The organism is Rhodospirillales bacterium (genome assembly GCA_014323865.1).
Classification (GTDB): domain Bacteria; phylum Pseudomonadota; class Alphaproteobacteria; order SP197; family SP197; genus SP197.
Window position 1 is genome coordinate 190,206 of sequence record JACONG010000004.1, and the last position, 25,227, is coordinate 215,432.

Below are 25,227 nucleotides of genomic sequence, written 5' to 3' on the forward strand. Positions count from 1 at the left end.
ACAAATCCCTTCATGATGATTATCTCCCTTGAAGGTTACCTGTTGTTGTGTGGTCCACGCGGGAAGCTTGCCCCGCCTCGCGCGTCCGCACAAGTCTAAAGCCGCGACCCCGCGGCTGCCACGTGGCCCGACAATCAGGCCGCGTCCAGGGCCCGGCAGTCGTTCGACCGCCAGCCGATGTTGATTTCCTGCCCCAAGTCAAAGTGCCGTGCGCCGGAGCCGCGCGGCATCTTGATCACGAAATCGTCATGGCCGCAGGCCTCCACACGGACGCGCGTGTGATCGCCCATGTAGATCTGCTCGCGCACGACGGCGGGGTAGATGTCGTCGCACTTGTCGCTGTCGGAAGGCTCGACGACGATTGCTTCGGGTCTCAGCGACAGGGTTGTCGCTTCGCCGGCCGCAGAAACATTGACTGCCTGAGCCTTCACCGTCTGACCATTCAGCAGTTCGACCGAGCATTTGTCGCCCGACACTTCCGTGATGGTGCCGCTCAGACGATTGTTCTCGCCGATAAACTGCGCCACGAACGCGTTCTTCGGCCGCTCGTAGAGCTCTTCGGGCGAGTCGAGTTGCTGGATGATGCCGTCGTTGAACACAGCAATGCGGTTCGACATCGTCAGCGCTTCACTCTGGTCATGTGTGACGTAGACGAAGGTGAGGCCGACGTTCTCGTGAATGTGCTTCATCTCGATCTGCATCTGCTCGCGCAGCTTTTTGTCGAGGGCACCGAGCGGCTCGTCCATGAGCACGATCTGAGGCTGGAACACCAGTGCGCGCGCCAGCGCCACACGCTGCTGCTGCCCGCCGGAAAGCTGGCCCGGACGACGATGTTGGAAGCCAGTGAGTTCGACCATGGCGAGCGCCGTGGCGATCTTCTCTTCCTGCTCGGGCTTCGGCACGTTGTGACACTGCAGCGGGAACGCGAGGTTCTCGTAGACCGTCATGTGCGGGAACAGGGCATAGTTCTGGAACACCATGCCGATGTCGCGCTTGTGCGGCGGCACCGTCTTCAGCGAACGACCGTCGAGGATGATGTCGCCGTGGGTCGCGGATTCGAACCCGGCCAGCATCATCAGTGTCGTGGTCTTGCCTGAACCGGATGGCCCCAAGAGCGTCAGAAACTCGCCGCGCTCGACATTCAGGTTGAGGTCTTTGACGACCAGAATCTCGCCATCATAAGTCTTTTGCACATTTTCGAAGCGCACGAGCGGCTGGTTTGTGCCCGCACGATTGTGGCCTGCATCGGTCATCTTTCTTGGTGTCCTGCCCTAGCCTCGGCGTCCTCCGGCTCCGACCGTTTTTCGGTTTCTTGTCCGGTTGCGCCAAAGTGGTTGCATCCGAGTTGGCCGACTGTCAACAAGAGTCCGCCCCCGGCTTCGTAAAACGGCCATCTTGGAAGGCCTTGCCTGATAGAATGCCGCGATCCACCTGGAGACAGTCATGAATTCCGGTAGTGCTCCCCATCCGACATTCGCCATTCTTGCCGTCGCGCTTCTGATCCGGGGCGCGTCGCCTGTTTCGGCGGACGCGCAAACAATGACATCGTTGCCGATCTCGAACGACGGTGTGGTCGAGACGGCGGCCGCGTCCGGCCTTCTTGGGCCGGACGACTTCGATGTCGTTGCCGATCCCTACGTGAGCAATGTCCTCGTCGGCATGCCGCCCAACGACGAAGAGTTCAGCATCGTCATGATCCCCGGAGACGCTGGGCCGACGCAGATCCAGGTGATCATGACACCGCCGTGGGAAGACGTCTCGGCGAGGGTGGAACTTGCCGCAGGGCTCGCCGAGCAACTCTTCACCGTGCCTGACTCGCCAGCCCCGCCTCCGCCCGTGCAGACCGGGCTGGAGCCGATGAGTCCCATGGCGGAGTGGCTATACGGACTGCTTTACGAGGCGTGGCTCGGTTGGCCCGGCTCCGAGCAGCGCCTGATCCGCGTGCGCGACGGCATTGCCGTGATCGTCGAAGGCACCCCGCCCGACAACTGGAGCATCACCTTTGCCGTCGACGACGGTTACGCCGACGCCAGTTGGCCCGGCATTGCGCCGGATGTGGAACCTGCTGGCGTCACGGCGGCGCGCGAGCTGATTCGCAGCGGCGACTACCGGGACGCCCATGATCTGCTTCTGCCGCTGGCCGAACAATCGGTTCCGCAGGCCGCTTTTCTGATGGGCGACATGTATCGCTTCGGCCGGGTCGGCGTGCCCGACATCGAAACCGCGACCGACTGGTACCTTATCGCCGGACGCTATCGCCACCCCGCGGCGGTCTGGGCGCTCGCCGCGATGCACACCGAGGGCTGGGGTTCGTTCTTCCTCAGCAATTTCAAGGTGCCGCTCCTGGTGCGGGCCTCCGAGATCGGCTCGCCCGATGCGCTCTATCTGCTCGCGGGCGCACAGCCCGGCGTCAACTACATGCGTCCGCCCGGCGTGACTTCGGCCGACCAGATCCTGCAGACCGCCCAATGGGGCATGCTGCAGGCTCAGCTCGACATTGCTGCTCGCTACGCCAATGGTGACGGTGTCGAGGCCGATCCTGTCGAGGGTCTTGCTTGGGCTATGGTTGCGGTCGAGAACACCGGGCCCGGGCTCGACTACATCCCGGCCCGTGCCCTGGTGGACGACATCAGTCGCAATCTCGACGAGGCCCAGCAGATCGCTGCCGCGGCACGTGCGGGCGAACTTGTTCCCGGTCTGCCGCCCTGGCCGCCCGAAGGCCGACTGGTTCCGGGCATGGAGGGCTACGAGGAACCCGTCGCGGTCGAACCGGCTGAATAGGTCCGGTCGCTACGCGCGCAGGCCCCTCAGCATCGCGACATAATCGTCGGGCAGACCGTGCTCGGTGGTGCCGCCGATCATCAGGTCGAGACAGGCGTCGGATGGCGGGAAGGGGCCGCCGGCCGGGCGACGCGGTAGAGGTCGGCGATATGCCAGGCACCGTCATCCCCCAGCACACGGAACGAATCGCGCCGATAGAGATCCTCGGCGACGTTTTCCAGAGCATCAAGCGCTTCGATCTCGTCGCGGCGGATCCGACAGATCGCACCCCGCCCGAGGCCGCCGTGCGTTTCGACGATGCAGCTGATGCCCCCTTCAGATTGGTCGAGTAGCAGCGAAACTGAATCGCGAAGTTGGGCAGGACTGCCTTCATCACCGTCGTTGCCGACGGGCACTGCGCGTGCATGTAACCGATGGTCAGGTTCGAGCCATAGGCGAAGTTCAGCAGTTCGTCCTCGGCGATCTCGACCGGTGACTTGATGCGGCGCAGATCCTCCAGGATATGGCCTGCGGGCTCTGTGGCGTTGAGACCGAAGCGGTCGCGCACCGCATCAAGAATGCGCAGCGGAAGCCAGAAGATGTGTTCCTCGAAGCCGATCGCGGCGTCCGTGGCATCGAAGCCTTCCAGCGTCTTGGCGACTTCGTCCTCGCCCATGAAAACGGTGATCCCGGTCGCGCATGGTCGCAGTCCCCGGTCGTTGCGTCAGCATGATCGGGGACCGGGCTCCGTTCCAACCCCGTTTGATCATAGGCATCAATGAATCTTGGTTCCGCCCGGCGGACGAATCGGCCATAATCCCTTTATTCCCAATGGTTTTGACGCGAAGGGAGGCTGCGATGCAGGCCAATGGAACCAGTGTGTCTGTGGAGGAGTTGATTGCCCGGCAGAAGCCCGGATTCACCCTGGAGCAGCCGTTCTACAAGGATCATGAGATCTTCAGGCGCGACATGACGAAGATCGTCTCCAAGCAGTGGCTGTATGTCGCCCATGTCACCGAGATCCCCAATCCCGGCGACTACCTGCTCTACAACATCAGCGACGAGTCGATCATCCTCGTCCGCAGTCGCGACAACGAGATCCGCGCCTTCTTCAATGTCTGCCGTCACCGCGGCAGCCACATCTGCCTCGAGCCCAGCGGCAATGTGAAGACGCTGACCTGCCCCTACCACGCCTGGGTCTTCGACCTACAGGGCAAGCTGATCGCCGCGCGTGCCATGCCGGAGAATTTCGACAAGTCGAAGTACCCGCTGCATGCCTGCCAGGCACGTGTCTCCAACGGCCTGATCTTCATCTGCCTCGCCAGGGAGGGCGATCCCGACGTCGCCGACTTCGCGGAGATCGCGGCCGATCTCGATCAGTTCACGAGTCTGCACCGGCTTGAGGACACCAAGATCGTGCACCGCGAGGTCTATCCGACGGACGCCAACTGGAAGCTCGTCGTCGACAACTTCATGGAGTGCTATCACTGCGCACCGTCGCACCCCGAGTACACGATGGTGAACGCCTACGTGAAGGTCGAGGACCGCGAGCATGGCGGCTACGCCGAGGCGATTGAGGCATGGGCGGAAAAGACCCGCATGCTGGGCCACCCGGTGGGCAACGACTACAACTCTGGAGAGAGCGCCAACCAGCCCCACGGCTACTGGCGCCAGCCGATCCGCGAGGGTTACGTGACCCTGTCGGAAGACGGCAAGCCCGTCGCCCCCCTGATGGGCGACCTTGAGCACTGGGACGGTGGCGAGACCGCTTTCACTTTCGGCCCGCTCAGCCACGCCTATCTCTGTGCCGACCACCTCTGCATGTTCCGCTTCACGCCGGTCACGCCGGACTTCTCCGAGGTCGTGATCACTTGGCACGTGCGCGCCGATGCCGAGGAGGGCAAGGACTACGATCTCGACCGCCTGAAATGGATGTGGGACGTCACGACGATCGAGGATACCAGGATCATCATCGACAACCAGAAGGGCGTGAACTCAAGCCGCTACGTGCCCGGACCCTATGCGCCCCAGGAGGGCGGTTCCTCGGCGCTGACCCGCTGGTACCTCAGCCGTCTGGCGTCCTGATCGCCCGGTCTTGTGATTTTGATTGACAGGTGAAGCATCCTGGCGAGAGAGTTCGCGAGACCATCTGTCAGGAGGTTCCGTCAGGAAGTTTCACCCATGACCCGTCACGGGCTTGTGTCGTTTGAAGACCTCGTCGCGCGAACCGACTCCGTCTTCGCCGATCCCATGTGCTCCTGCGCCTCCGGTCTCGACTATTGGCTGAAAGAACTGCCGTTCTTCGACACGAGCCCGATGGCCAATGTGATGGGCCATCTGGCGCTGGCCATCCCGCCACTGGAACACAGCAGCGGCGTGTCGCTCGGCGTCCTGCTGACGGCGCGGAAAAACGGGGACGGCCTGAGCTTTCGTATCGCGCAACAGCTTGAGGACGATGCTCGCTGGCAGGACCGTCGCCCTCCTATCCACGTGGCGGGCTGGATCACCACGCCGGGTCGATCGGCGTCATCACACCGCAGGCGTCTTCCACTGCCTGGGCGGCGTCGAAGGCCATATCCTCGCGGTAGCGCGGGGCGATAATCTGGACGCCCATGGTCACGCCGTCGGACGCGCCCGTCGGCGCCGCGCAGCTCGGCAGGCCGAGCATGTTGACGGCGTAGGTCAGGCGATTGGCCATGAAGATCTCGCAGGTACGCTGGACGCCCTTCTCGTCGGCGTTCTGCTCGAAGGGCGGTTCGGTTGAGACCGGGCCCACGATCACGCCGTGCTCTTCCATCAGCATCGACCAGTTGCGCAGGTCGCCGGCCCTCCGGGCGACATTCCGCATATAGTCTTGGCGGTTGCTGCCGGGTCGGTCGTTGCCGAAGAACTGATTCTGGGCGGCCTGATAGTTATCGAGCACGCCGTTGATCTTGGCGCTGCCGTATTCGCGGATCGCCGGCTCCATCAGTTCGTCGATCTCCGCCATCAGGAGCGCCATCCAAAGGCGCGCCGATTCCATGAGAGCAGGAAGCTTGATCTCGGTGACCTTGTAGCCGGCGTTCGAGAGCGCGTCGCCTGCCGTCCTGACCGCATCGGCGACCTTGGGGTCGACGCCGATACCGCCGGGATCGGTGCAGATTGCCGCTCGCGGCGTCGTATGCATGGCGGATCCCTCCAGCGGGGCGGGCACCCACCAGGGATCGCGCGGGTCGCGCTGGGCCATCGCGGCGAGCGCCAGCCGGCAGTCCGCGACATTGCGGGTGTGGGGGCCCTGCACGCTCATGAGCTGCAGTGTGGGCGGCCGTTCCTCGGTCTGAGTCGGGTTGTAGGCCGGTACGCGGCCGAGGGTGGGGCGGATGCCAACGAGGCCGCAGGCATAGGCCGGATAGCGAATCGAGCCGCCGAGATCGTTGCCATGGGCGATCGGGCCCATCCCGGCTGCGCAGGCCGACGATGCACCACCGGACGATCCACCCGGCGTGACATCCTTGTTCCAGGGGTTCAGGGTCTGCCCCCGCAGCGTGTTGTCGGTGAAGTAACGCAGCGAGAACTCAGGTGTGTTGGTACGCCCCATGGGGATGGCGCCCGCCTTGCGCAGGTTCGCGACGACCGGGGAGTCGTCGTCGGCCACAACCTTCACGAAGGCTTCCACGCCGTTGGTCGTGGCATGTCCCTTCTGGTCGACATTCTCCTTGATCGTCACCGGCACGCCGTGCAGCGGTCCCAGCGCCTCGCCGGCTTGCTGCCGAGCGTCTGCCGCCCTTGCCTCCGCCATGGCCTCGTCGTCATGGCGCACGGTGATGGCGTTGAGCTTTGGGTTGACCGCGTCGGCGCGCGCCAGATGGCTCGCCATCACCTCCTCGGCTGTCGTCTCCCCGGCCGCGATTGATGCTGCAATCCCGGTTGCAGTCTTGCGCCACCACTCGGTCATCCTGTCTTCCCTTGGTGTCTGCGCGATCATGGACTCGTGCAGTCGAGAGGCCAACGGTTCAGCGCTGTCAAAACTTATTCTTCTGACGGACATGTGGTCGCGTCTGCCTTCGCAACAAGAGGCAGCCATGGCCCAACCCTGCGTATCCAGCGGCTTCGACCCGGAGAATGCCGAACCGGTTGACCTTGCCTTCCCGAGGAGCCCCGAGGAGCCCCGATCTGCGCTACTTCGACGACCGCTCGCCCGAAGGAAAGCCGCCGCTCATCGTGCGCGAACTCAAGACGAGCGTGCTGATCAAGCCCGGCACCCGAGCGCGCACGAAACCTGGTCGACAACGGCTGGCTCCCGTTCGATATCCGGATCTGCCAGAGCTGACGGGGCGTCTCCAATTCGCCATGGAATCCTGCCAGGATTCGTGGCCTGTCGGGTGGCCGAAGATGCGACCACGCCCCAAGTCCGGTGCAGGATACCGATCCGGCAGCGGAAACGCGTGCCTGCTCGTTGCTTCATCACAGGTCCTGTCATCGCCCCGGTAAAGCCGGTCATGACGGAGAACATTGATCGGTTGCCGGATTGATTTTGCCCGGTCGTCGCAGGAACGTGGGCACCGATTAGCCGGGGCACGGCATGGAGTTCGACACCGTCATCGTGGGCGCCGGTTCCGCCGGCTGCGTCCTTGCCGACCGGCTGACGGCGGACGGGCGGCAATCCGTGCTGGTGCTGGAGGCAGGCCCGAGCGACCGGCGGTTCTGGATTCAGGTGCCGCTGGGCTATGGCAAGAGCTTCTACAATTCCGAGGTCAACTGGGCCTATACGACCGAACCGGACCCCGGCTTCGGCGGTCGGCGCGACTACTGGCCGCGCGGCAAGGTCCTGGGCGGGTCGAGCGCGATCAACGCCATGGTCTACATCCGTGGCCACCGCGCCGACTACGACGACTGGAAGGCGGCCGGCAACTCAGGCTGGGGCTGGGACGAGGTGTTGCCCCACTTCAAGGCTATCGAATGCAACGAGGCCGGCGGCGATGCCTGGCGCGGTACAGAGGGTCCGCTCCATGTCAGCGATGTTTCGGCCAGGGTCGAGGGGTACTGCCAATCCTTCATCGCGGCAGGGGAAGAGGCGGGCCTTCCGTTCAATCCCGACTTCAACGGCTCTAGCCAGGAAGGTGTCGGCCACTATCAGATCACGACCAGGAACAGCCGCCGCATGTCCGCGGCCCGGGCGTTCCTGCGGCCCGCGATGAAACGCTCCAATCTCAGGGTCGAGACCGAGGCTCACGTCCTGCGTCTCACCTTCGAGGGCAAGCGCGCCACGGGCCTGGTCTACCGCCGGCACAACCGCGAGGTGACGGTGCGGGCGCGGCGCGAGGTCATCGTGGCGGCAGGTGCGATCAACACGCCGCAGCTCCTGATGCTCTCGGGCGTCGGATCCGGGGCCGCGCTGCAGGCCCATGGCATCGACGTGGTACACGACAACGGCAATGTCGGCCGACACCTGCAGGACCACGTCGGGCTCAACTACACCTTCGGCGTCACCCATCCGACGCTCAACGAAAAGCTTTGCACGTGGCCCGCGAAGATCGCCGCCGGCATGCAGTACCTGCTCGCCGGGAGGGGCCCGCTCTCGCTCAGCATCAACCACGGCGGCGGCTTCTTTCGCACCAATGCGGCCCGCGAACGGCCCAACATGCAGCTCTACTACCAGGCCATGAGCATGATGACAGGCAAGCACGACGGTAAGCGTCCCGTGCTCAATCCCGATCCCTTTCGGGCTATTGGCCTGGGGCTTTCGGCCTGTCGTCCCACAAGCCGCGGCCACCTGGAGCTCCGGTCATCCGATCCCGACGATGCACCCGCGATCCATCCCAACGCTTACGGCACGAACCACGACATTGAGGAGATGCTGGAAGCGGTGAAGTTCCTGCGCCATCTGGCCGGTCAGCCGTCGCTCGCCGCGGTGATCACGGAGGAGCTTGAGCCGGGGCCCGGCGTGTGGACCGATGAGGAGCTGGTCGATGACATCCGCGCGCGCTCGGGCACGGTCTACCACCCCAGCTGCACCTGTCGCATGGGACCCGATCCCGCCGAGGCCGTCGTCGACAGCCGGCTGCGTGTGCACGGCATGAAAAACCTGCGCGTGGTCGACGCCTCGGTCTTCCCCAACGTCGTCTCCGGCAACACCAACGGCCCCACCATGATGACCGCCCACCGCGCGGCCGATTTCATTCTCGAAGAGACCGGAAGGACCAAACCATGAAGATCGCCAAGCTTGAGACCTTTGCCGACCCGATGGTCGCGTTTGTCCGGGTCACGACGGACTCGGGCGAGCAGGGCTGGGGCCAGGTCTCGACCTACAACGCCGATATCACGGCGCAGGTCTTCCATCGCCAAGTCGCGCCCCATGCGCTTGGCACCGACGCGCTCGACTTCGACGACACGCTCGACGTCATCACCGAGCGTGAGCACAAGTTTCCTGGCTCCTACTTGCGCCGCGCCATGGCGGGGCTAGATACCGCGCTGTGGGACATGCGCGGCAGGATGGAGGGCAAGCCCGTGGTCGAACTGCTCGGCGGGAAACCGGGCCCGCTGCGCGCCTACGCGAGTTCGATGAAGCGCGATATTACGCCCCAAGAGGAGGCCGACCGGCTCTGCGCCCTGCGCGACGAGAAGGGCTTTGATGCCTTCAAGTGGCGGGTCGCGACCGAATGCGGCCGCGATGTCGACCACTGGCCCGGCCGCACCGAGGAGATCGTGCCCACCGTGTCACGCGCGCTGGGCGACGGGATCGCCAAGCTGGTTGACGGCAACTCCGGCTTCTCGCCGGGGCGCGCCATTGAGGTCGGCAAGCTGCTGGTCGATGAGGGTATCAGCCACTTCGAGGAGCCCTGTCCGTATTGGGAGCTGGAGCAGACCAAGGAGGTCACCGACGCCCTGCCGATCGACGTCACCGGCGGCGAGCAGGACTGCGATCTTGCGACTTGGCGCCACATGATCGCTATGCGCGCGGTCGACATCATCCAGCCGGACATCATGTATCTCGGCGGCATCAACCGGACGCTGCGGGTCGCGGGAATGGCCGAGGCCGCAGGCCTGCCTGTCACGCCCCATTGTGCCAACCTCTCGCTCGTCACCATGTGCACCATGCACCTGCTGCCCGCGCTGCCGAACGCCGGGAAGTACCTCGAGTTCTCGATTGAGGAGCTCGACTACTACCCCTGGCAGAACGATCTCTTCGAAGGCGAACCCTACGCCGTCGCCAACGGCAAGGTGACGGTGCCGGACGCACCGGGCTGGGGCGTTGCGATCAAGCAGAGCTGGCTGGAGAAGGCGGCCTATCAGGTGAGCGACTTCGAGTCCTAGAGCAGAATCAATTTCATCGGGATCATATCCTGCGGGGTTCTTGAGCCCCTCAACAGTGTTCCGTCATGGCCCGGCAATCCATTCCGTGCCGTCTTCGCAAGCGGTGAGATAACGGGATGGATCACCCCATCAAGTGGGGCGATGACGGATTGCGTTGTTGTTCAGGCCGCCTCGGTGTTCAGCTCGCGGACCTGGCGGTCGAAGTTGGAGATGAACCCTTCGAGATCCTGACCGGCGTGGCGCGGAGCCATGTCCTCGGGCGCACCCGTGACCGGCAGACCCGGCAGCGGCTCGACCACGGTATCGTAGTCGGGCACGGCGAAGTAGCCAATCGAGTAACGCTCCAGATGGCGCGGCGGATGCACGCGGTGCATGGTCGAGCGCATGCGGCCGCCCGACCAGCTTTCCATCATGTTGCCGATGTTGACGACGAAGCAGCCGGGCTCCGGCACAACCTCGCGGTAGACGCCGTCGGTGCCCTCCACCTGCAGGCCACCCACGGGGCTCGGCAGCAGCACGGTGATGGCGTTGGTGTCGCGATGCGCGACGCTGGCGTCGGGCGGCGCGTCCTGAAGCTCGGGGCGCGAGTGGTAGTGCAGCAGCGAGATGTTGGTGAGCTGCTTCGTGAACATACGCGTGAAGCGGTCCTCGTCCTGCCCAAGCGCCAGCGCGAAGGCCTTGAGAAGCAGGTTGGAAACCCGGTCGACACCCTGCCAGTAGGCTTGGATGGCGCCGCGGAAGTCCTCGGGTTCGTCGGGCCAGATGTTGGGGGTACAGAGGCCGTGGCTCTCCTCGATCGCGGGATCGCCAGGGGGCAGCTCGACGCCCATGTTGAAGCCTTCGTAGGTCGTCGGCGGGGCCTCCGGGGTGTTCTGACTGAACGGCATGGTGGGGATGTAGCCGCGCAACACGCCTTCGGGGCGAACGAAGCGGCGCTTGGTCTCGTCGGGCATGGCAAAGAACCGTTTGGTCGCCGAACGGGCGTCTGCGATCACGTCGTCGGACACGCCGTGGCCGGTCACGTACAGAAAGCCCATGGTCTCGCAGTTTTGGCCGATCTGGCGCGCCACGTCCTGGCGTACGGCGAGATCGTCCGAATTGAGCGGTGAGATATCGATGATGGGGAGCATAAGCATTGCCTCCTTTCGGTTTGCTCCGCCGTGAATGCGGCGGTAGCAGAGGCCCTGGGAGAACGCCACGTGCCAGCTGGCTCAACCCCAATATCGTGATCTTGACCGGCAAGGTCAAGACGAACCACGCGCGGGAGTTATCAACATCTCCGCGCCGGGCGAGGGGCGCAGCGCCTTTTTCACCTAAATGGCATCGTGATCGGCATGGGCCATCTCTGCGAAGTCGCCTTGGGCACATTGTTCGTCTCGGGCGTGCCGTACGTGATCATCTCGGTGCTGCCCGTGCGCGCGTGGATCATCAACTCCATTCCGAAGGCGCTGAAGATGGCAACCGCCGCCGGTATCGGTCTCTTTCTCGGCGTCATCGCCATGAAAACGCCGGCATCGTGGTCGGGAATCCGGCCACGCTGGTCGGTATCAGCCCGTCACATGACCGCAGGCCCTGAACGTCCGCCGCGCAAACGCGTGCCCGGGTGCTGTCCAGTTTCCCTTGTCGGCGATCCGATCTAGCCTTGATCCATGGTTGCGCAGGTCACCACCGTCGCGCTCTCGGGCGTTGAAGCCGTGCCGGTCGAGGTCCAGGTCTCGCTGGTTCCGGGGCCGTCCCATTTCAATATTGTGGGCCTGCCCGACAAGGCCGTGGGAGAGAGCCGGGAGCGCGTGCGTTCGGCACTGACCGCAATCGGGCTGTCGTTTCCGCCGCGTCGGATCACGGTCAATCTCGCGCCCGCGGATCTCCTCAAGGAGGGCGGCCATTTCGACCTTCCGATCGCTGTCGCCCTGATGGTGGCGCTCGGCGCCGTTCCGGCCGACGCCGCCGAGGACAATGTCGTCCTGGGCGAACTTGCGCTCGACGGGCGGATCAGCCAAGTCGCCGGGGTCCTGCCCACCGCCCTGGCTGCCGGGCGGCTCGGACGCGGGCTGGTCTGTCCTGCCGCCAATGGGGCTGAGGCGGCCTGGGCGGGGGGCGTCCCGGTCGTCGCCCCCGACCATCTCGTCGGCCTGATCAACCATTGGAAAGGCACACAGGTGCTGTCGCCGCCCGAGGCCGAGATCGCTGATGAAGGTCCCGATGCGCCCGATCTCGCCGACATCAAGGGACAGGAAGCGGCCAAGCGCGCACTCGAGATCGCCGCGGCAGGAGGCCACAACCTGCTGATGATCGGGCCACCCGGTGCAGGAAAGTCGATGCTGGCCAAACGGATGCCGGGGATCCTGCCGCCGCTCACACCTGAGGAGGCGCTCGAGGTCAGTCTTGTCGCCTCGGTGGCCGGCAATCTGAAGACGGGCCGAATCAGCCGGCGCCGGCCGTTCCGCGACCCGCACCACAGCGCCAGCATGGCCGCGCTGACCGGCGGGGGTATGCGCGCCAAACCGGGCGAAGTTTCGCTTGCGCACAACGGCGTGCTCTTCCTGGACGAACTGCCGGAGTTTCAGCGCCAGGTGCTCGACGCCCTGCGCCAGCCCGCGGAATCAGGTGAGACCCTGGTGGCTCGGGCCAACCACCACGTCACCTATCCTGCGCGTTTCCAGCTGGTTGCAGCGATGAACCCATGCAAGTGCGGCTGGCTCAGCGATCCCGGTCGCGCCTGCTCGCGGGCGCCCCGCTGCGCGGCCGACTATCAGGCGCGGGTCTCGGGTCCGATGTTCGATCGCATCGATCTTCACGTTGAGGTGCCCGAGGTCGCCGCCGCCAATCTTGTCCTGCCACCGCCGTCGGAAGGTTCGGCCGAGGTTGCACGGAGAGTGGCCGCAGCCCGGGCGCTGCAGGCCGAACGTTTCGCCGACCACGCTGACGTCCGCGTGAACGCGCGGGCCGAAGGCCAGCTTCTCGACGATGTCGCCAGGCCCGATGCCGATGGCCAGGCCTTGCTGCAGCAGGCCGCCGAACGCCTGAAACTCTCGGCGCGCGGCTGGCATCGGGTCCAGCGTGTGGCGCGGACAATCGCCGATCTGGGCGGCAGTGAACACGTCGGTCGCGCCCACATCGCCGAGGCTTTGGGCTACCGAAGGATGGTGTTGCAGCAGTAAACGGTTCCCGGTGCCCCGACTAGGAACGATTTCTCGATCTGGTGCTCGCCAATGGGCCCCACGCAGCCGTGCCAGGATGTCTGCCAGACTTGGACGTTGCGGACTGCCGGCTCGTGGCGGGCGGCCTCTTCGCTCCGGTCTGGAATGCGTTGTCGGATCAGCCGTCCAGCACCAGCATCAACGACTACGACATTTTCTACTGGGATCCCGGCACCTCTTGAGAAGCCGTGGAGGCGGTGATCCGGCGCGCCGATGTGTTGTTCTCCGATCTCGGCATCCGGCCCGATGGTGCCGGCGGCCTTGATATCCGTGCGCCGTTCGGTTTCGACGAACTCTTTACCGGCGTGTTGCGCCTGAACTCCGACAACCCGAAGCCGGACCGGTTCCACGAAAAATGTGCAAGTTACCGCGAACGTTGGCCGTGGCTGACGATCGCCGAACCTATGATGGGGCGTACGCGATGGACCGTCCTGTTCTGATCCGCGATGTCGATGTCCCCTGGGATCGCTATTCGGCCTTCTCCGGCGACTTCGCCATCAAGTGCACGATCTCGCGCAGCGAGCACGGGTCGGACCTCGCTCTGGGCATCTGGGAACTGGAACCGGGGCAGTCCACGATCTGGTGGTTGTCCATCAAGGGCAATGAGGACCCCGACGTCAGCATGAGGTTCGGGCGCGCTTACGAGGCCTGGTCATGTGCTTGGGGTGTGCTTGGGGGCGGCTTCACCTTCCACTGGGTCGATCGTCATGGACGCGCCGAAAGCGGCGAGGACGGCTCCGGAGACAGCTTCTACTTCGCGCTGAACTGGCGTTATCGGGTCGAGAACAGAGGCTGCACAAAGGCCCGCTTTCTGTGGTGCATGGCCCCGGCCGCGTAGTAGCTGGCTAGAGCGGATCGTCGTCATACGGGACCACAACGTGATTCCATTCTACTTCAATAACTTAGAGCAGGGCCGGGAGCCAGAGCACGAGCCCGGGGATGGCAAAGAGCAGTGCGACCCGGATCAGCTCGATGGCGAGGAATGGCAGAAGGCCACGAAAGGTTTCGCCCAGTGGAATGTCGCGGGCCAGCCCGTGGATGACGAAGACGTTCATGCCGACGGGCGGCGTGATCAGGCCGAGTTCAACCACGACAAGTGCCAGGATGCCGAACCAGACCGCCGCCTCGGTCGGGCCCATGCCGAGATCAAGGGCCATCACGATGGGGAAGAAGACGGGCACCGTCAGAAGGATGACCGAAAGGCTGTCCATCACGCAGCCCGCCGCGAGATAGAACAGCAGCATCAGCCCGATCGTGGCGAAGGCGGGAAGACCGCTTTCGGCGAACACCGCAACAAGCTCCTGCGGCAAACGGGTGAAGGCCAGACCCGCGCTGAAAAGATCGGCACCCAGCAGGATCAGGAAGACCATGGCTGCGGTCTCGATCGTTCCCAGAAGAGCGGCCTTCAGCCCCTCCCAGCGCATGCCGCGCGCGACGGCCAGGACCGCAGTTGCGGCTGCACCCACGGCTGCACCCTCGGTCGGCGTGAACCAGCCGCGATAAATGCCACCGATCACCACAAGGAAGACGACGGGCACGATCCAGATGCTGCCGAGACTTGCCTGCCGGGCTGACCTGTCGGCTTGCTCTTCGAGAGGTGCGAGGCCGGGATCGCGCTGCACGGTCCAGCGGATCGCGAGCGTGAAACCCAGCACTGCCAACGCGCCGGGAACCAGAGCCGCAAGAAACATTGTGCCGATCAGCTGCTCTGTCAGCAGCGCGTAGATCACCAGTACGAAGCTCGGCGGAATCAGGATGCCGAGTGTGCCACCGGCCGCGAGCGTTGCGGTGGCAAGCGAGCCCGCATAGCCCGCCTGCCGCATCTCGGGCAGGGCCGCCTGGGCCATGGTGGCCGCTGTCGCGAGCGAGGACCCGCAGATCGCGCCGAAGCCTGCCGAGCCCGCGATTGAGGCCAGCGCCAGACCGCCGCGGCGATGGCCGAGATAGGCACGGGCGGCGTCGAACAGCGCGCGGTTGATGCCCGACTGCGTGGCGAACTGACCCATCAGCAGGAACAGCGGGATCACCGCATAGCTGTGAGTCGAGGCCTGAAAGAACGGCGTTGTTTGCAGGTGATAGAGCAGGGGATCGACACCGCGCTGGGCGACGTAGCCCGCACCGCCGGCCACGAGCATGGCGAGCCCGACCGGTATGCGCAGCGCCAGAAGGGCAAGCAACCCGCCGATCATGGCCAGCCCGAGGACGGTCCCGGTCACGGTGCGTCCGTCTCGGGTGGATCGTCGAGCGCATGGGTCAGGCCGACCAGAATCAAAAAGCCGAGCGAAATCACGATGGGCGGGAAGGCCCACCATACCGGAACGCCCAGGATCATCGTGCTTTCGTTGTAGCCCTTGAGCTCAAGGCCGCCGATGGCCAGGCGCCAGGCGAGCAATGCGGCGGTGGCGGCCAGCAGGACGCTGTTGACAGCATCCATTGCCCGTGTCACGCGCCGTGGCAGCCAGCGGCTGGTCAGGCTGACGACGATGTGTCCGCGTCGGGCATGGCACCAAGGCAGGCCCGCGAAGAAGGCGTTCGCCGCGCCAAGGCCGACGAGTTCGAAGTCGCCCGGGATCGCGCCCAGACCCAGATTGCGGCCGAGAATGCTGGCGACCGTCATCAGCGCCAGCGCGACCAGCACCACCCCACCCAGGAAGGCCCAGATCGCTGCGGCGCGTTCCGCCCACGTCCGGAGCGCAGTCATTCCGACCCCTTCGCTCCCCACGCCGCGGGGAGGAGGCACGTCCGGCATGGCACCTGGTTACTCGCTGTAATGCTCGACCAGGCGGACGGCGTCATCGTAGAGCGCTTTGCCGTCGTGGCCGGCGGCGTCCATCTCGGCGATCCAGGCATCGATCACGGGCTGGGTCGCCTCGCGCCAGCGCTGTTCTTCCTCGTCGGAGAGCACGACGATCTCGCCGCCTCCGTCAGCGACGATCTGGCGCGCCTCGGCTTCGTTGGCGTCCCAGGTGCCACCGGCCCAGGCCGCTGTCGCGAGACCGGCGTTGTTGTCGATCACGGTGCGCAGGTCATCGGGCAGGCGGTCGTAAACGCCCTTGTTCATCGCAAGCAGGAAGACGGCCGTGTAGAGCCCGCTTTCGATGTGATGACGGGTGAGCTCGGGCAGGCGCAGCGCCAGGGTGACCTCGTAGGGCACAAGCGCCCCTTCGACGATACCCTTGGAGACGGCCTCCGGCACCTGCGGCACCGGCATGCCGACGGGCTCGGCGCCGAGCGCAGCGAGTGCCGCGTTGATCTGACGGGTCGGGGCGCGCAGCGGCACATTCACCATGTCCTCGATCGCGGCGATCGGGGTCTCGCGGGTGTGGATCACACCGGGGGCATGGACGTGCAGCACCAGCGGATGAACCTCGGCGAACTCCTCGGTGAGGTGATCGTCATAGAAATCCATCACCGCCTGGCTCGTTGCCTCGGCGCTGCCGGTGACGAACGGCAGTTCGAAGACCTCGACCAGCGGGAAGCGGCCCGGGGTGTAGCCCGGCAGGGTCCAGACGATGTCGGCCACGCCTGTGCGGGCCTGATCGAAGAGCTGCTGGGGTTTGCCGCCCAGCGTCATCGACGGGTAGATCTCGATCCTGATCCGGCCCCCCGACTCCTCCTCGACGCGCTGCACCCAGGGTTCCAGGAACGTGACCTGGGTGTTGGACTGCGGCGGCAGGAAATGGTGGAGACGCAGGGTGACTTCGGGCGCCTCGGCAAGGACCGGGGTGCCGATCAGCGAAACGACAACCGCGAACGTGGCGATCAGACGAGTCTGCATGGCAGGAATTCCCATCGGTGTTGGGGACTGCAGCGGCGGACTTTAGGGCCTTCCACAGGCGGTGCAACCTTCCGCATGCGGCATGTGCGGTCGCTCATGGACGCACCCGGGACGCTCCGCTAGCTTCGCCGCCATGCCGGACATCACGCTTGCAACCTGGAACATCAACTCCGTGCGCCTGCGCATCGAGGCGGTGGTCGCGTATCTCAAGGATCATCAGCCCGACATCCTGTGCCTGCAGGAGATCAAGGCGACCGAGAATGTCTTTCCCTTCGAGCCGCTGCGTGAGGCGGGCTGGGAGCATATCGCAGTCGCCGGATTCAAGGGCTACAACGGTGTCGCGACGATCAGCCGCGTGCCCTTCATGAAGTCGGGCGTGACGAACTGGTGCGGTCGCGAGGACGGCCGCCACGTCTGGACCGTCTTCAAAGGCAGCGTCGAACTCCATAACTTCTATGTGCCCGCCGGCGGCGATGAGCCCGATCCCGAGATCAACGACAAATTCGCCCACAAGCTCCAGTTCCTCGACGAGATGACCGGTTGGTGCGCCGACATGGCCACGCCGCGCGCCAAACGGATCATCGTCGGTGACCTCAACATCGCACCGCTCGAGAACGACGTCTGGAACCACAAGCAACTCCTCAAGGTCGTGAGCCACACGCCCGTCGAGGTCGAGGCGATGGAACGGCTTCGCCGGGCGCACGACTGGATCGATGCCGTCCGCCATTTCAAGCCGGAGCCCGAGAAGCTCTATTCCTGGTGGAGCTATCGCGCCAAGGACTGGGCCGCCGCCGACAGGGGCCGCCGGCTGGATCATATCTGGGTCACGCCCGCGCTTCAGAAGAAGCTGAAGTCGGCGGAGATTCATCGCCACGTGCGCGGCTGGGAGCGGGCGAGCGACCATTGCCCAGTCAGTGTGACCCTGGACCTGCCGGTATGAGCGAGCAAGGCTGGCGCGTCACGCGCGACGGTGCGGTCGCGACCGTTCGCCTCGAACGGCCAGACAAGCACAACATGCTGAAGATGGATGAGGTCGATGGCCTGATCACCGATCTCGATGGGCTGGACGCCGACAGCGACCTGCGTGTCATCGTGCTGACCGGTTCGGGCGAGAAGAGCTTCTCGGCGGGTGTCGACCTGGGCGATGTCCTGACCCGGGACTGGAACGACAATCCGTTGGAGCGCTTGGCCGACCGGATCGAGACGCTCGGCCCGGTGACGGTATGCACGCTCAACGGCAGCGTCTACGGCGGCGCGACCGATCTGGCGCTGGCCTGCGATTTCCGCATTGGGGTCGAGGGCATGCGGCTTGTCATGCCGCCCGCGAAGCTGGGATTGGTGTTTCACGAGACAGGCCTGCGACGCTATGTCGAGAAGCTGGGTCCCCAGGTGGCGCGCCGGCTCTTTCTCGCCGCAGAGCAGCTCGATTCCGCTGCCCTGCGCGAGACCGGATACCTCGACGATCTCGTCCCGCGCGATAGCCTGGATGAGACGGTCGCGGGATTCGCGGCACGCATCGCAGAACTGTCGCCCCTGTCGCTTCGGATCACGAAGAAAGCGCTCAACGGCATCTGCCGCGGCAGTCTCGATTCGGCCTGGCTCAAACGGGAGACCGTGGCAGGCTTCGGCACGGAGGATGCGAAGGAAGGCTTGGCCGCGGCACGCGAGAAACGGGCTCCCGTGTTCCGGGGCCAGTGAAGGGCAGCGCCATGACAACCAGTGATTTTGACGTCTCGACCGCCGTCATGCCCGCAGAGTGACAGCCGCACGAGGCGGTCTGGCGGCGCGACAGCGGGTCGATCTTCGTCAAGGACGGCGCGGGCCGGTTGACGGCGACGTCCGCCCCGCCGCACCCATGAGTGATCCATCATAATTAGGATATTGGGCGAAATCTCAGTTTCGGCCCCCCTCTCCCGAGACCGGAAGAGGGTCGAGGTGAGGGTTGATGGTGCAACATATGGCTCCGACAGGTCCCCCTCATCCAGCTTCGACTGGGCTCGGCGTTGCCGCCCCAGGTCTGCGCATCCCTCTCCCCGGACGTGCCGGGAAGCCGTGGTCGGACGCACCCTGCTTGTCACGCCCAAACCGACTTCACAGAGGGTGCAAAAAAGTGTTGCTTGCGGCCTCAGGGAAGACCAACGTCCGCAGTCAGATTTGTCCGAGGGAGAACGGCGATGGCCGATACGACGGGCGAGCAGACCTTTACCCCCAACGATCCGCGCAAACCGTGGCTCTGGCATCCTGAATTGCCGATCGAGCTGCCGCCGCTGTTCACGTGGCCGCTGAAGCCGATCGCGTTTCTGCGCTGGTTCTGCGGCCGGGGATTCCTTCTCTCGGTCAGCTGGCTCTACTTCGGCTTGGCTGCGATCGCCTGGTACTTCACGCCCTCGCTGGAGCGCATGACGACCTTCGAGGCTGGCTGGATCGCCGAGATCTGGTTACGCAATGCCATCCTGTTCTCTGTCGTCACCGGCGGGCTGCACCTGTGGTTCCACACCTTCCGGGGCCAGGGCGACACGCACAAGTTCGATCCCAAGCCGCTCGACGTGAAGAGCAAGAAGTTCCTGTTCGGTGATCAGGTCTGGGACAACATGTTCTGGAGCATCGTGAGCGGGGTCACGCTTGTGACGGCCTATGAGGTTTTGATCTGGTGGTGCTGGGCCAACGGTTACGTCGGCTGGCTCGGTTTCGACGACAGCCCGGTCTGGTTCCTCGGCTTCTTCTTCTTCATCATCGTGTTCGAGACCGCGCACTTCTATGTCGTGCACCGTCTGTTGCACTGGAGGCCGCTCTATCGCTTCCACGACCTGCACCATAGCAACGTCAACATCGGTCCGTGGTCGGGTCTCTCCATGCACCCGGTCGAGCACGTCTTCTATCTGAGCTCGCTGCTGCTGCACGTGGCGATCGCCTCGCACCCCCTCCACATGCTGTTCCACAGCTTCTACCTCACGACCGGCGCCAGCGTCGGGCACACCGGGTTCCAGGACCTCAACGTGAAGGGCAGGAAGATGGTCGATACTGGGACGCTGTTCCATCAGCTTCACCACCGCTACTACAACTGCAACTACGGTCAGATGCTGGTGCCGCTCGACAAGTGGTTCGGCAGCTTCCACGACGGCACCGCCGAGGCCACAACCCGGATCATGAAGCAGAACCTGCGCATGAAAGCCGGCATGCCGAAGGCGGCGGCTCCGGCTTCGGGCAGCGACTGAGGCTCAGCCGCCCGCCTGTTCGATGGCGGTGCGGGCGGTTTGCTGGAAGAGCATCCTGCGCTCTTCCTCGGTCACCTCGCCGCGGTCGGCACGCTTGAGCAGGTCGACCGCGCGCTGCACGGCGGGCCGCTCCTTCACCCGCTGGCGCCAGGCCCTGACATTCGGGAAGTCATCAAGGCTGGCGGTGAGCGGCTTGGCGATCAGAACCCATGGCCAGCACTGCATGTCGGCCACTGAATAGTCCGAACCCACGATCCAGTCGCGGCCCTCCAGGCGCCGTTCCAGAACCCCGAGACAACGGTCGTACTCGTTGCGGTAGCGCCCCAGCGCGTAAGGATGCTCACCCGGCGCATAGTTCACGAAGTGCGAGAGCTGGCCCGCCATCGGGCCCTGATTGCCGGTCTGCCAGAAGAGCCACTCCAGGGTCTCTTTCTCGAGCAGCGGATCGGCCGCCATGAAGCGGCCGGTCTTGCGCGCGAGATAGAACATGATCGCGCCGGACTCGAAGACCGGCACGGGGGCGCCCGCAACGTCGTGGTCGAGAATGGCCGGCATGCGGTGGTTCGGGCTGATGCGCATGAAGTCCGCCTTGAATTGATCGCCCCTGGAGATGTTGACCGGAATCAGGTTGTAGGGCTCACCCAGCTCCTCGAGCAGGATCGCCACCTTCCAGCCGTTCGGTGTGGGCCAGTAGTAGAAGTCGATCATGGCTTTTCCTTCCGCCTCCCAACGTGTCATCCCGGCCAGGCGAAGCGCGAGCCTGGACCTCGACAGATATGTGCCGCCCTCTTGATGTCCCGGGTTTTTCTATGGTTGCCCGGAATGACATGTCAGGGGATTCACCCCGCCGCTTGCTTCACAGCCTCGCCGAACACGCCGGCATCGCGCAGTCCGGCGATCTCGTCGGCGGTGAGACCTGCCTCCGCCAGCACCTCGTCGGTGTGTTCGCCCAGGAGCGCACCGGGCTGGCGCAGTTCGAAATCGGTCTTCGAGAAGCGCGCGGCGGGTCGAGCCTGGCGCAGATTGCCGGCGACCTCGTGGCGGTGTTCGAAAATGATGCCGTTGGCCGTGATCTGCGGATGCGAGATCATGTCGCTGCGGGTCAGCACCGGCGCACAGGGAACGCCCTCGGCCTCCAGGATCTCCAGCCATTCGGTGGCGGTGCGGGTGCGCAAGGCCTCCTGAGTCAGTTCCAGCCGGTCGTTGATGTTGCGGTGGCGGTCAGTCGCCGTCTTGAAGCGCGGGTCCTCCAGCCACTCGGGCTTGTCGAGTGCACGGGTCAGCGCCAGCCATTCCTTGTCCTGCTGCACGGCGACCGAGATATAGCCGTCAGCGGTCTCGTAGATCAGGTCAATGAAGCTCTGCGCGCGCTGCTGCGGGACGTGGCGGTCGACCAAAGTCTGGCTTTCCATGTCTGAACCCCAGAGGAAGGCCACCACGCTGTCGAGCATGGAGAGCGCGATCGCTTGGCCCTCACCGGTGCGCTCGCGGTTGAAGAGCGCTGCGGTGATCGCCTGGGAAGCGACCATGCCAGTCAGCTTGTCGGGCAGGATCGTGCGGACCAGGCGCGGGCGCTCTTCGTCGGAGCCCGCCTGAATGGTCGTCAGACCCGAGAGCGCCTGGATCAGCGGGTCATAGACGGGCTTGGCGGCATAGGGGCCGGTGAAGCCGAAGCCCGTGATCGCGGTGTAGATGATCCGCGGCGAGCGCTCGCGCACGGCTGCTTCGCCGACGCCGATGCGTTTGGCCACGCCGGGCCGGAAGTTCTGTACCAGCACGTCCGCATCCTCGATCAGACGCAGCAGGGCTGCGAGTCCGCCGGGTTTCTTCAGATCGATCGTGACAGAGCGCTTGTTGCGGTTGTTGTTGAGGAACGAGGTGGCGAGCTTGCCTTCGCTCCTGGAGACGACCCGCGTGTGGTCGCCGCCCGCGGCCGGGTTCTCGACCTTGATGACATCGGCACCCTGGTCGGCAAGCACCATCGTTGTCGCCGGCCCCGACACCATGCTGGTGAGATCGATGACGCGGACACCGTGAAGCGGTCCTGGCATGGGAACTCCCGGAAATCGTCAAGGCGGCGCGGAAAGAGTGGTATCGTGCGGCATCTGATGCAAGGGTTGCCCGGGTGGCCGAGTGCATATGGCATCGTGACGGCTTGGTCTGTTTCATGGTGCGTTGGACAGTTGTAGGCTGTTTCACAATTCGGCATGGAAGCCGTTGCCTTGGGGAAGGATATGGCGTCAGAAGACAAGCCTCACGAGTCAGGTTCAGAGCAGAGTTGGTTCTCGCGGCAGCGTATCGGGTTGAAGCGTGTGACTTTTTTGATTCTCGCGCTGTTGCTGATTGGCTATGCGCTGGTTTCGGACGACGCCGGGAACGGGTCGACTGATGAAGGTACACCCTCGGAAGTTCTGCGCAGCATCGAGACGTTGAAGCAGTGGCTCAGCCAGACGGAACTCTGGCTCGGCATCGGTTTCCTGATCCTGATCGTACTCTTGCTTTCCTTCGCCCGCGGGTGGTTCTCGCGGCAGCATTTCGGGCTGAAGCGTGTGATTGTTTGGCTTCTCCTGACCGCGATGCCGCTGATTGGCTATGTTGTCTATAAGCTGGTTTCGGGCGACGCCGGGAACGGGTCGACTGATGAAGGCACACTCTCGGAAGGCCTGCGCAGCATCGAGACGCTGAAGCAGTGGCTCAGCCGCAAGGAACTCTGGATCGGCATCGTTTTGCTGATCCTGATCGTACTCTTGCCTCCCTATACGAGCTGGACCCGGCTTGTAGCCCGGCGTTTCGATGCCGATTCCGCCGTGATCGACGGGCACGACACGATGCCGGAGGACTCGCGCGATCGGGCCGAGGTCGTGGCCCGTGACCTGCGTGTGCGCGCGCGCCGTCAGCGATCTCTCTCAATGGTGTTCCTGATATTGGGCCTCTCGGTGCTGCTGGGCGGCTTCTACTTCGTCCTGTTCCTCGCCCCGATCCTCGATCTGAGCGACGAACACCAGCGCAGGCTCAACCGTATCAAGAAGGTCCCCGACGAGGTCCAGTGGGTTATCGACAACGCAAACGGTTGGTTTCATGTCCAGCCACTCGGCACCTCTCATGTCGCTGGCGTCGAGGTTCTCGATCCGGAGACAGATCTTGTCGTCGCATGGCTGCGGGACACGCCTGAGCTGGCGGTCAGCATGGACGGCTTCGAGACAACACCGGATTCCCTCGATCTCTCGAAAGTCTGCGGCTTCGGCAAAGACGAACGGATTGTCGACCTTAAGCCCATCGCCTTCGGCGTTGCCGCCATTCTGGGTAACAAAGGTACGCTCACCGTCTGCGTTCTCGAAGAAGACAAGGCCGAGCGACTCGACGCCCTCTTGCTGAGGCTCGAAGGAGCTTCGTCCTCGGAGGACGTGAAACCGCGTCTGATGGTCGCAGTGGCAGATGTTGAGACCCGAGGCACCAAAGACTCGAAAGTAACCGTACTGGTTGGGGCCTTGCACGCATCAGGCGAAGCCAATCTGGCCCGATTCAATCTACGGGAAATGAACGAAACACCGTCCTCGGAGGAAGAAAGGACAAAACCGAAAGTATCCGACGATCCTATCACGCTCTCCGCAGAGGAACTCTCGCCCATGAAGTTATCGGACGAGTGGTTCACGGCACTGGACATTCATCACGACGCAGATTCTGCAGTTCTGATGGGAAACCACGGCACACTCGCTATGGTGTCGTTCAGGAATGCGAAACCGCAAGTTCCCTACTATTTCGACAAGGTCCAGCCAACTCCCTTTTCCGACTCTGCCGCTAAACTGCGCCTCGCTAGCATCCACGATAAGCTCTACATCTATGAACCGTCGACATCCCGGCTCATGTCATCTCTCGATCCCCGAAGCGTGATCGATCTGCGATCAGAGATGGGTTTTTCAGCGAACGACGCTCTGAAAAAAGAGAATCTGGAGAAACTGGTGGAAGCGCCAGGAGGTCTTCTCGCCTTCGGCAGCCATGGATCAGCCCTCCGATTTGACCCTGAGCAGGTCGCGCTTCACACATCCAAACCCAAACCAGTCAACTTTCGGCAAGCCGAACATTTCAATGAGAATGAGGAATTGAATTACGTTTTTACATCAGACGATGGTCGGGTGATCGTTGTAACGGGCGACGAAGGTTCATTCGTTATCTCACGGGATGGTGGGGAAACGTGGTCGGCAAGCCCCCGGGTGCCGTCGATCGATGAACGTACAGATGAACGTATACGTGCCGCATCTACGCTGCCGGACGATTTCGTCTGGGGCAGCATCAGGGACAGCACCATTCTCAACGATGACCAAACGGTTGCCGCATGGGACGACGCTGGTTCGCTGGCCCTCTCGGATGACGGTGGAATGACGTGGCGCGTCACCGTGAACTTTCGGGAAGACGATAAATTCCGCGATTCCGAATGGGTGCGGGACGTTCAGTTCCTCGAAGAAGATAAAATGATCGCTGTTCGGGGCGATGAAGGTTCATTCGTTATCTCACTGGATGGCGGGGCGACGTGGTCGGCAAGCCCCCGGGTGCTGTCGACCGATGAATATATAGATGAACGTATACGTGCCGAACGCATACTGCCGGGCGAGTTCGTCTTGGACAGCATCATTCTTAACGATGGCCAAACGGTTGCCGCGTGGGACGACGCTGGTTCGCTGGCCCTCTCGGATGACGGTGGAATGACGTGGCCTGTCACCGAGAACTTTCGGGAAGACGATAAATTCCGCGATTCCGAATGGGTGGAGCACGTTCGGTTCCTCGAAGATAACATGATCGCTGTTTGGGGCCACGAAGGTTCATTCGTTATCTCACTGGATGGCGGGGCGACGTGGTCGGCAAGCCCCCGGGTGCTGTCGACCGATGAATATATAGATGAACGTATACGTGCCGAACGCATACTGCCGGGCGAGTTCGTCTTGGACAGCATCATTCTTAACGATGGCCAAACGGTTGCCGCGTG

Annotated in this window: 22 protein-coding genes; 13 read left to right on the forward strand and 9 right to left on the reverse strand. The window is 63.9% G+C overall.

Translation table 11 applies throughout. The features are described 5' to 3' along the window. Nucleotides 1–134 precede the first annotated feature (134 nt). The gene (locus GDA49_01575; GenBank protein MBC6439111.1) at nucleotides 135–1,253 is read right to left on the reverse strand and encodes an ABC transporter ATP-binding protein; all 1,119 of its coding nucleotides are present in this window, start codon (nucleotides 1,251–1,253) and stop codon (nucleotides 135–137) included. 190 nt (nucleotides 1,254–1,443) lie between these two features. On the opposite strand from GDA49_01575, the gene GDA49_01580 reads away from it, so the two are divergent. Continuing rightward, nucleotides 1,444–2,781: a sel1 repeat family protein gene (locus GDA49_01580; protein MBC6439112.1), complete on the forward strand. Its 1,338-nt coding sequence runs from the start codon at nucleotides 1,444–1,446 to the stop codon at nucleotides 2,779–2,781. Nucleotides 2,782–2,861: 80 nt separating this feature from the next. Here GDA49_01580 and GDA49_01585 read toward each other — a convergent pair whose 3' ends face one another. Continuing rightward, nucleotides 2,862–3,176 carry a gamma-glutamylcyclotransferase gene (locus GDA49_01585; protein ID MBC6439113.1) on the reverse strand — a complete coding sequence of 105 codons (315 nt, stop codon included), beginning with the start codon at nucleotides 3,174–3,176 and terminating at the stop codon, nucleotides 2,862–2,864. A gap of 442 nt (nucleotides 3,177–3,618) precedes the next feature. Between GDA49_01585 and GDA49_01590 the strand changes: the two genes are divergently transcribed. Then, nucleotides 3,619–4,845, forward strand: a complete 1,227-nt coding sequence (locus GDA49_01590) for an aromatic ring-hydroxylating dioxygenase subunit alpha (GenBank protein ID MBC6439114.1) — start codon at nucleotides 3,619–3,621, stop codon at nucleotides 4,843–4,845. Nucleotides 4,846–5,263: 418 nt separating this feature from the next. Here the strand turns inward: GDA49_01590 and GDA49_01595 are convergent, their stop codons facing one another. After that, entirely contained in the window at nucleotides 5,264–6,694 is a 1,431-nt protein-coding gene (locus tag GDA49_01595; GenBank protein ID MBC6439115.1) for an amidase, read from the reverse strand. 627 nt (nucleotides 6,695–7,321) lie between these two features. Here GDA49_01595 and GDA49_01600 point away from each other — a divergent pair. Both GDA49_01600 and GDA49_01605 read left to right on the forward strand, forming a co-directional pair. After that, nucleotides 7,322–8,950, forward strand: a complete 1,629-nt coding sequence (locus tag GDA49_01600; GenBank protein ID MBC6439116.1) for a GMC family oxidoreductase N-terminal domain-containing protein — start codon at nucleotides 7,322–7,324, stop codon at nucleotides 8,948–8,950. Further along, nucleotides 8,947–10,053, forward strand: a complete 1,107-nt coding sequence (locus GDA49_01605; protein ID MBC6439117.1) for a mandelate racemase/muconate lactonizing enzyme family protein — start codon at nucleotides 8,947–8,949, stop codon at nucleotides 10,051–10,053. The genes GDA49_01600 and GDA49_01605 overlap by 4 nt, the downstream gene beginning before the upstream one ends. A gap of 161 nt (nucleotides 10,054–10,214) precedes the next feature. Here GDA49_01605 and GDA49_01610 read toward each other — a convergent pair whose 3' ends face one another. Then, a complete protein-coding gene (locus GDA49_01610; GenBank protein MBC6439118.1) occupies nucleotides 10,215–11,183 on the reverse strand; it encodes an isopenicillin N synthase family oxygenase in 969 nt (322 codons plus the stop codon). A gap of 228 nt (nucleotides 11,184–11,411) precedes the next feature. On the opposite strand from GDA49_01610, the gene GDA49_01615 reads away from it, so the two are divergent. The 5 genes from GDA49_01615 (at nucleotide 11,412) to GDA49_01635 (ending at nucleotide 14,091) form a co-directional block, all read left to right on the forward strand. Then, nucleotides 11,412–11,693, forward strand: a complete 282-nt coding sequence (locus GDA49_01615; GenBank protein ID MBC6439119.1) for a hypothetical protein — start codon at nucleotides 11,412–11,414, stop codon at nucleotides 11,691–11,693. A 9-nt stretch (nucleotides 11,694–11,702) separates the two neighbouring features. Next, nucleotides 11,703–13,214 (forward strand): YifB family Mg chelatase-like AAA ATPase, encoded by a 1,512-nt coding sequence (locus GDA49_01620; protein ID MBC6439120.1) that lies wholly within the window; start codon nucleotides 11,703–11,705, stop codon nucleotides 13,212–13,214. An 89-nt stretch (nucleotides 13,215–13,303) separates the two neighbouring features. Next, a complete protein-coding gene (locus tag GDA49_01625) occupies nucleotides 13,304–13,435 on the forward strand; it encodes a nucleotidyltransferase family protein (GenBank protein ID MBC6439121.1) in 132 nt (43 codons plus the stop codon). 6 nt (nucleotides 13,436–13,441) lie between these two features. Continuing rightward, the gene (locus tag GDA49_01630; protein MBC6439122.1) at nucleotides 13,442–13,693 is read left to right on the forward strand and encodes a nucleotidyltransferase family protein; all 252 of its coding nucleotides are present in this window, start codon (nucleotides 13,442–13,444) and stop codon (nucleotides 13,691–13,693) included. Then, the gene (locus tag GDA49_01635) at nucleotides 13,675–14,091 is read left to right on the forward strand and encodes a hypothetical protein (protein ID MBC6439123.1); all 417 of its coding nucleotides are present in this window, start codon (nucleotides 13,675–13,677) and stop codon (nucleotides 14,089–14,091) included. The genes GDA49_01630 and GDA49_01635 overlap by 19 nt, the downstream gene beginning before the upstream one ends. 64 nt (nucleotides 14,092–14,155) lie before the next feature. Here the strand turns inward: GDA49_01635 and GDA49_01640 are convergent, their stop codons facing one another. Genes GDA49_01640 through GDA49_01650 form a run of 3 tightly spaced genes read right to left on the reverse strand, consistent with a single transcriptional unit; the run spans nucleotide 14,156 to nucleotide 17,031 of the window. Then, nucleotides 14,156–15,469 (reverse strand): TRAP transporter large permease, encoded by a 1,314-nt coding sequence (locus GDA49_01640; GenBank protein ID MBC6439124.1) that lies wholly within the window; start codon nucleotides 15,467–15,469, stop codon nucleotides 14,156–14,158. Beyond that, nucleotides 15,466–15,954 (reverse strand): TRAP transporter small permease, encoded by a 489-nt coding sequence (locus tag GDA49_01645; protein ID MBC6439125.1) that lies wholly within the window; start codon nucleotides 15,952–15,954, stop codon nucleotides 15,466–15,468. Before GDA49_01645 ends, GDA49_01640 begins: the two co-directional genes overlap by 4 nt. A 57-nt stretch (nucleotides 15,955–16,011) precedes the next feature. Continuing rightward, complete coding sequence (locus GDA49_01650; GenBank protein ID MBC6439126.1) at nucleotides 16,012–17,031, reverse strand: TRAP transporter substrate-binding protein; 1,020 nt, start codon at nucleotides 17,029–17,031, stop codon at nucleotides 16,012–16,014. Between the two features lie 133 nt (nucleotides 17,032–17,164). Between GDA49_01650 and xth the strand changes: the two genes are divergently transcribed. The 3 genes from xth (at nucleotide 17,165) to GDA49_01665 (ending at nucleotide 20,246) form a co-directional block, all read left to right on the forward strand. Then, nucleotides 17,165–17,971, forward strand: a complete 807-nt coding sequence (gene xth, locus GDA49_01655) for an exodeoxyribonuclease III (protein MBC6439127.1) — start codon at nucleotides 17,165–17,167, stop codon at nucleotides 17,969–17,971. Next, nucleotides 17,968–18,729 (forward strand): enoyl-CoA hydratase/isomerase family protein, encoded by a 762-nt coding sequence (locus tag GDA49_01660; protein ID MBC6439128.1) that lies wholly within the window; start codon nucleotides 17,968–17,970, stop codon nucleotides 18,727–18,729. Before xth ends, GDA49_01660 begins: the two co-directional genes overlap by 4 nt. A gap of 476 nt (nucleotides 18,730–19,205) precedes the next feature. Then, nucleotides 19,206–20,246 (forward strand): sterol desaturase family protein, encoded by a 1,041-nt coding sequence (locus tag GDA49_01665; protein ID MBC6439129.1) that lies wholly within the window; start codon nucleotides 19,206–19,208, stop codon nucleotides 20,244–20,246. Nucleotides 20,247–20,249: 3 nt separating this feature from the next. Here the strand turns inward: GDA49_01665 and GDA49_01670 are convergent, their stop codons facing one another. After that, nucleotides 20,250–20,954, reverse strand: coding sequence for a glutathione S-transferase family protein (locus GDA49_01670; GenBank protein MBC6439130.1), 705 nt, complete (start codon nucleotides 20,952–20,954; stop codon nucleotides 20,250–20,252). 131 nt (nucleotides 20,955–21,085) lie between these two features. Beyond that, entirely contained in the window at nucleotides 21,086–22,297 is a 1,212-nt protein-coding gene (locus GDA49_01675; GenBank protein ID MBC6439131.1) for a CoA transferase, read from the reverse strand. Nucleotides 22,298–22,453: 156 nt separating this feature from the next. Between GDA49_01675 and GDA49_01680 the strand changes: the two genes are divergently transcribed. Beyond that, nucleotides 22,454–25,227, forward strand: a 2,774-nt coding sequence (locus GDA49_01680) for a hypothetical protein (GenBank protein MBC6439132.1), incomplete at its 3' end; no start/stop codon positions are given.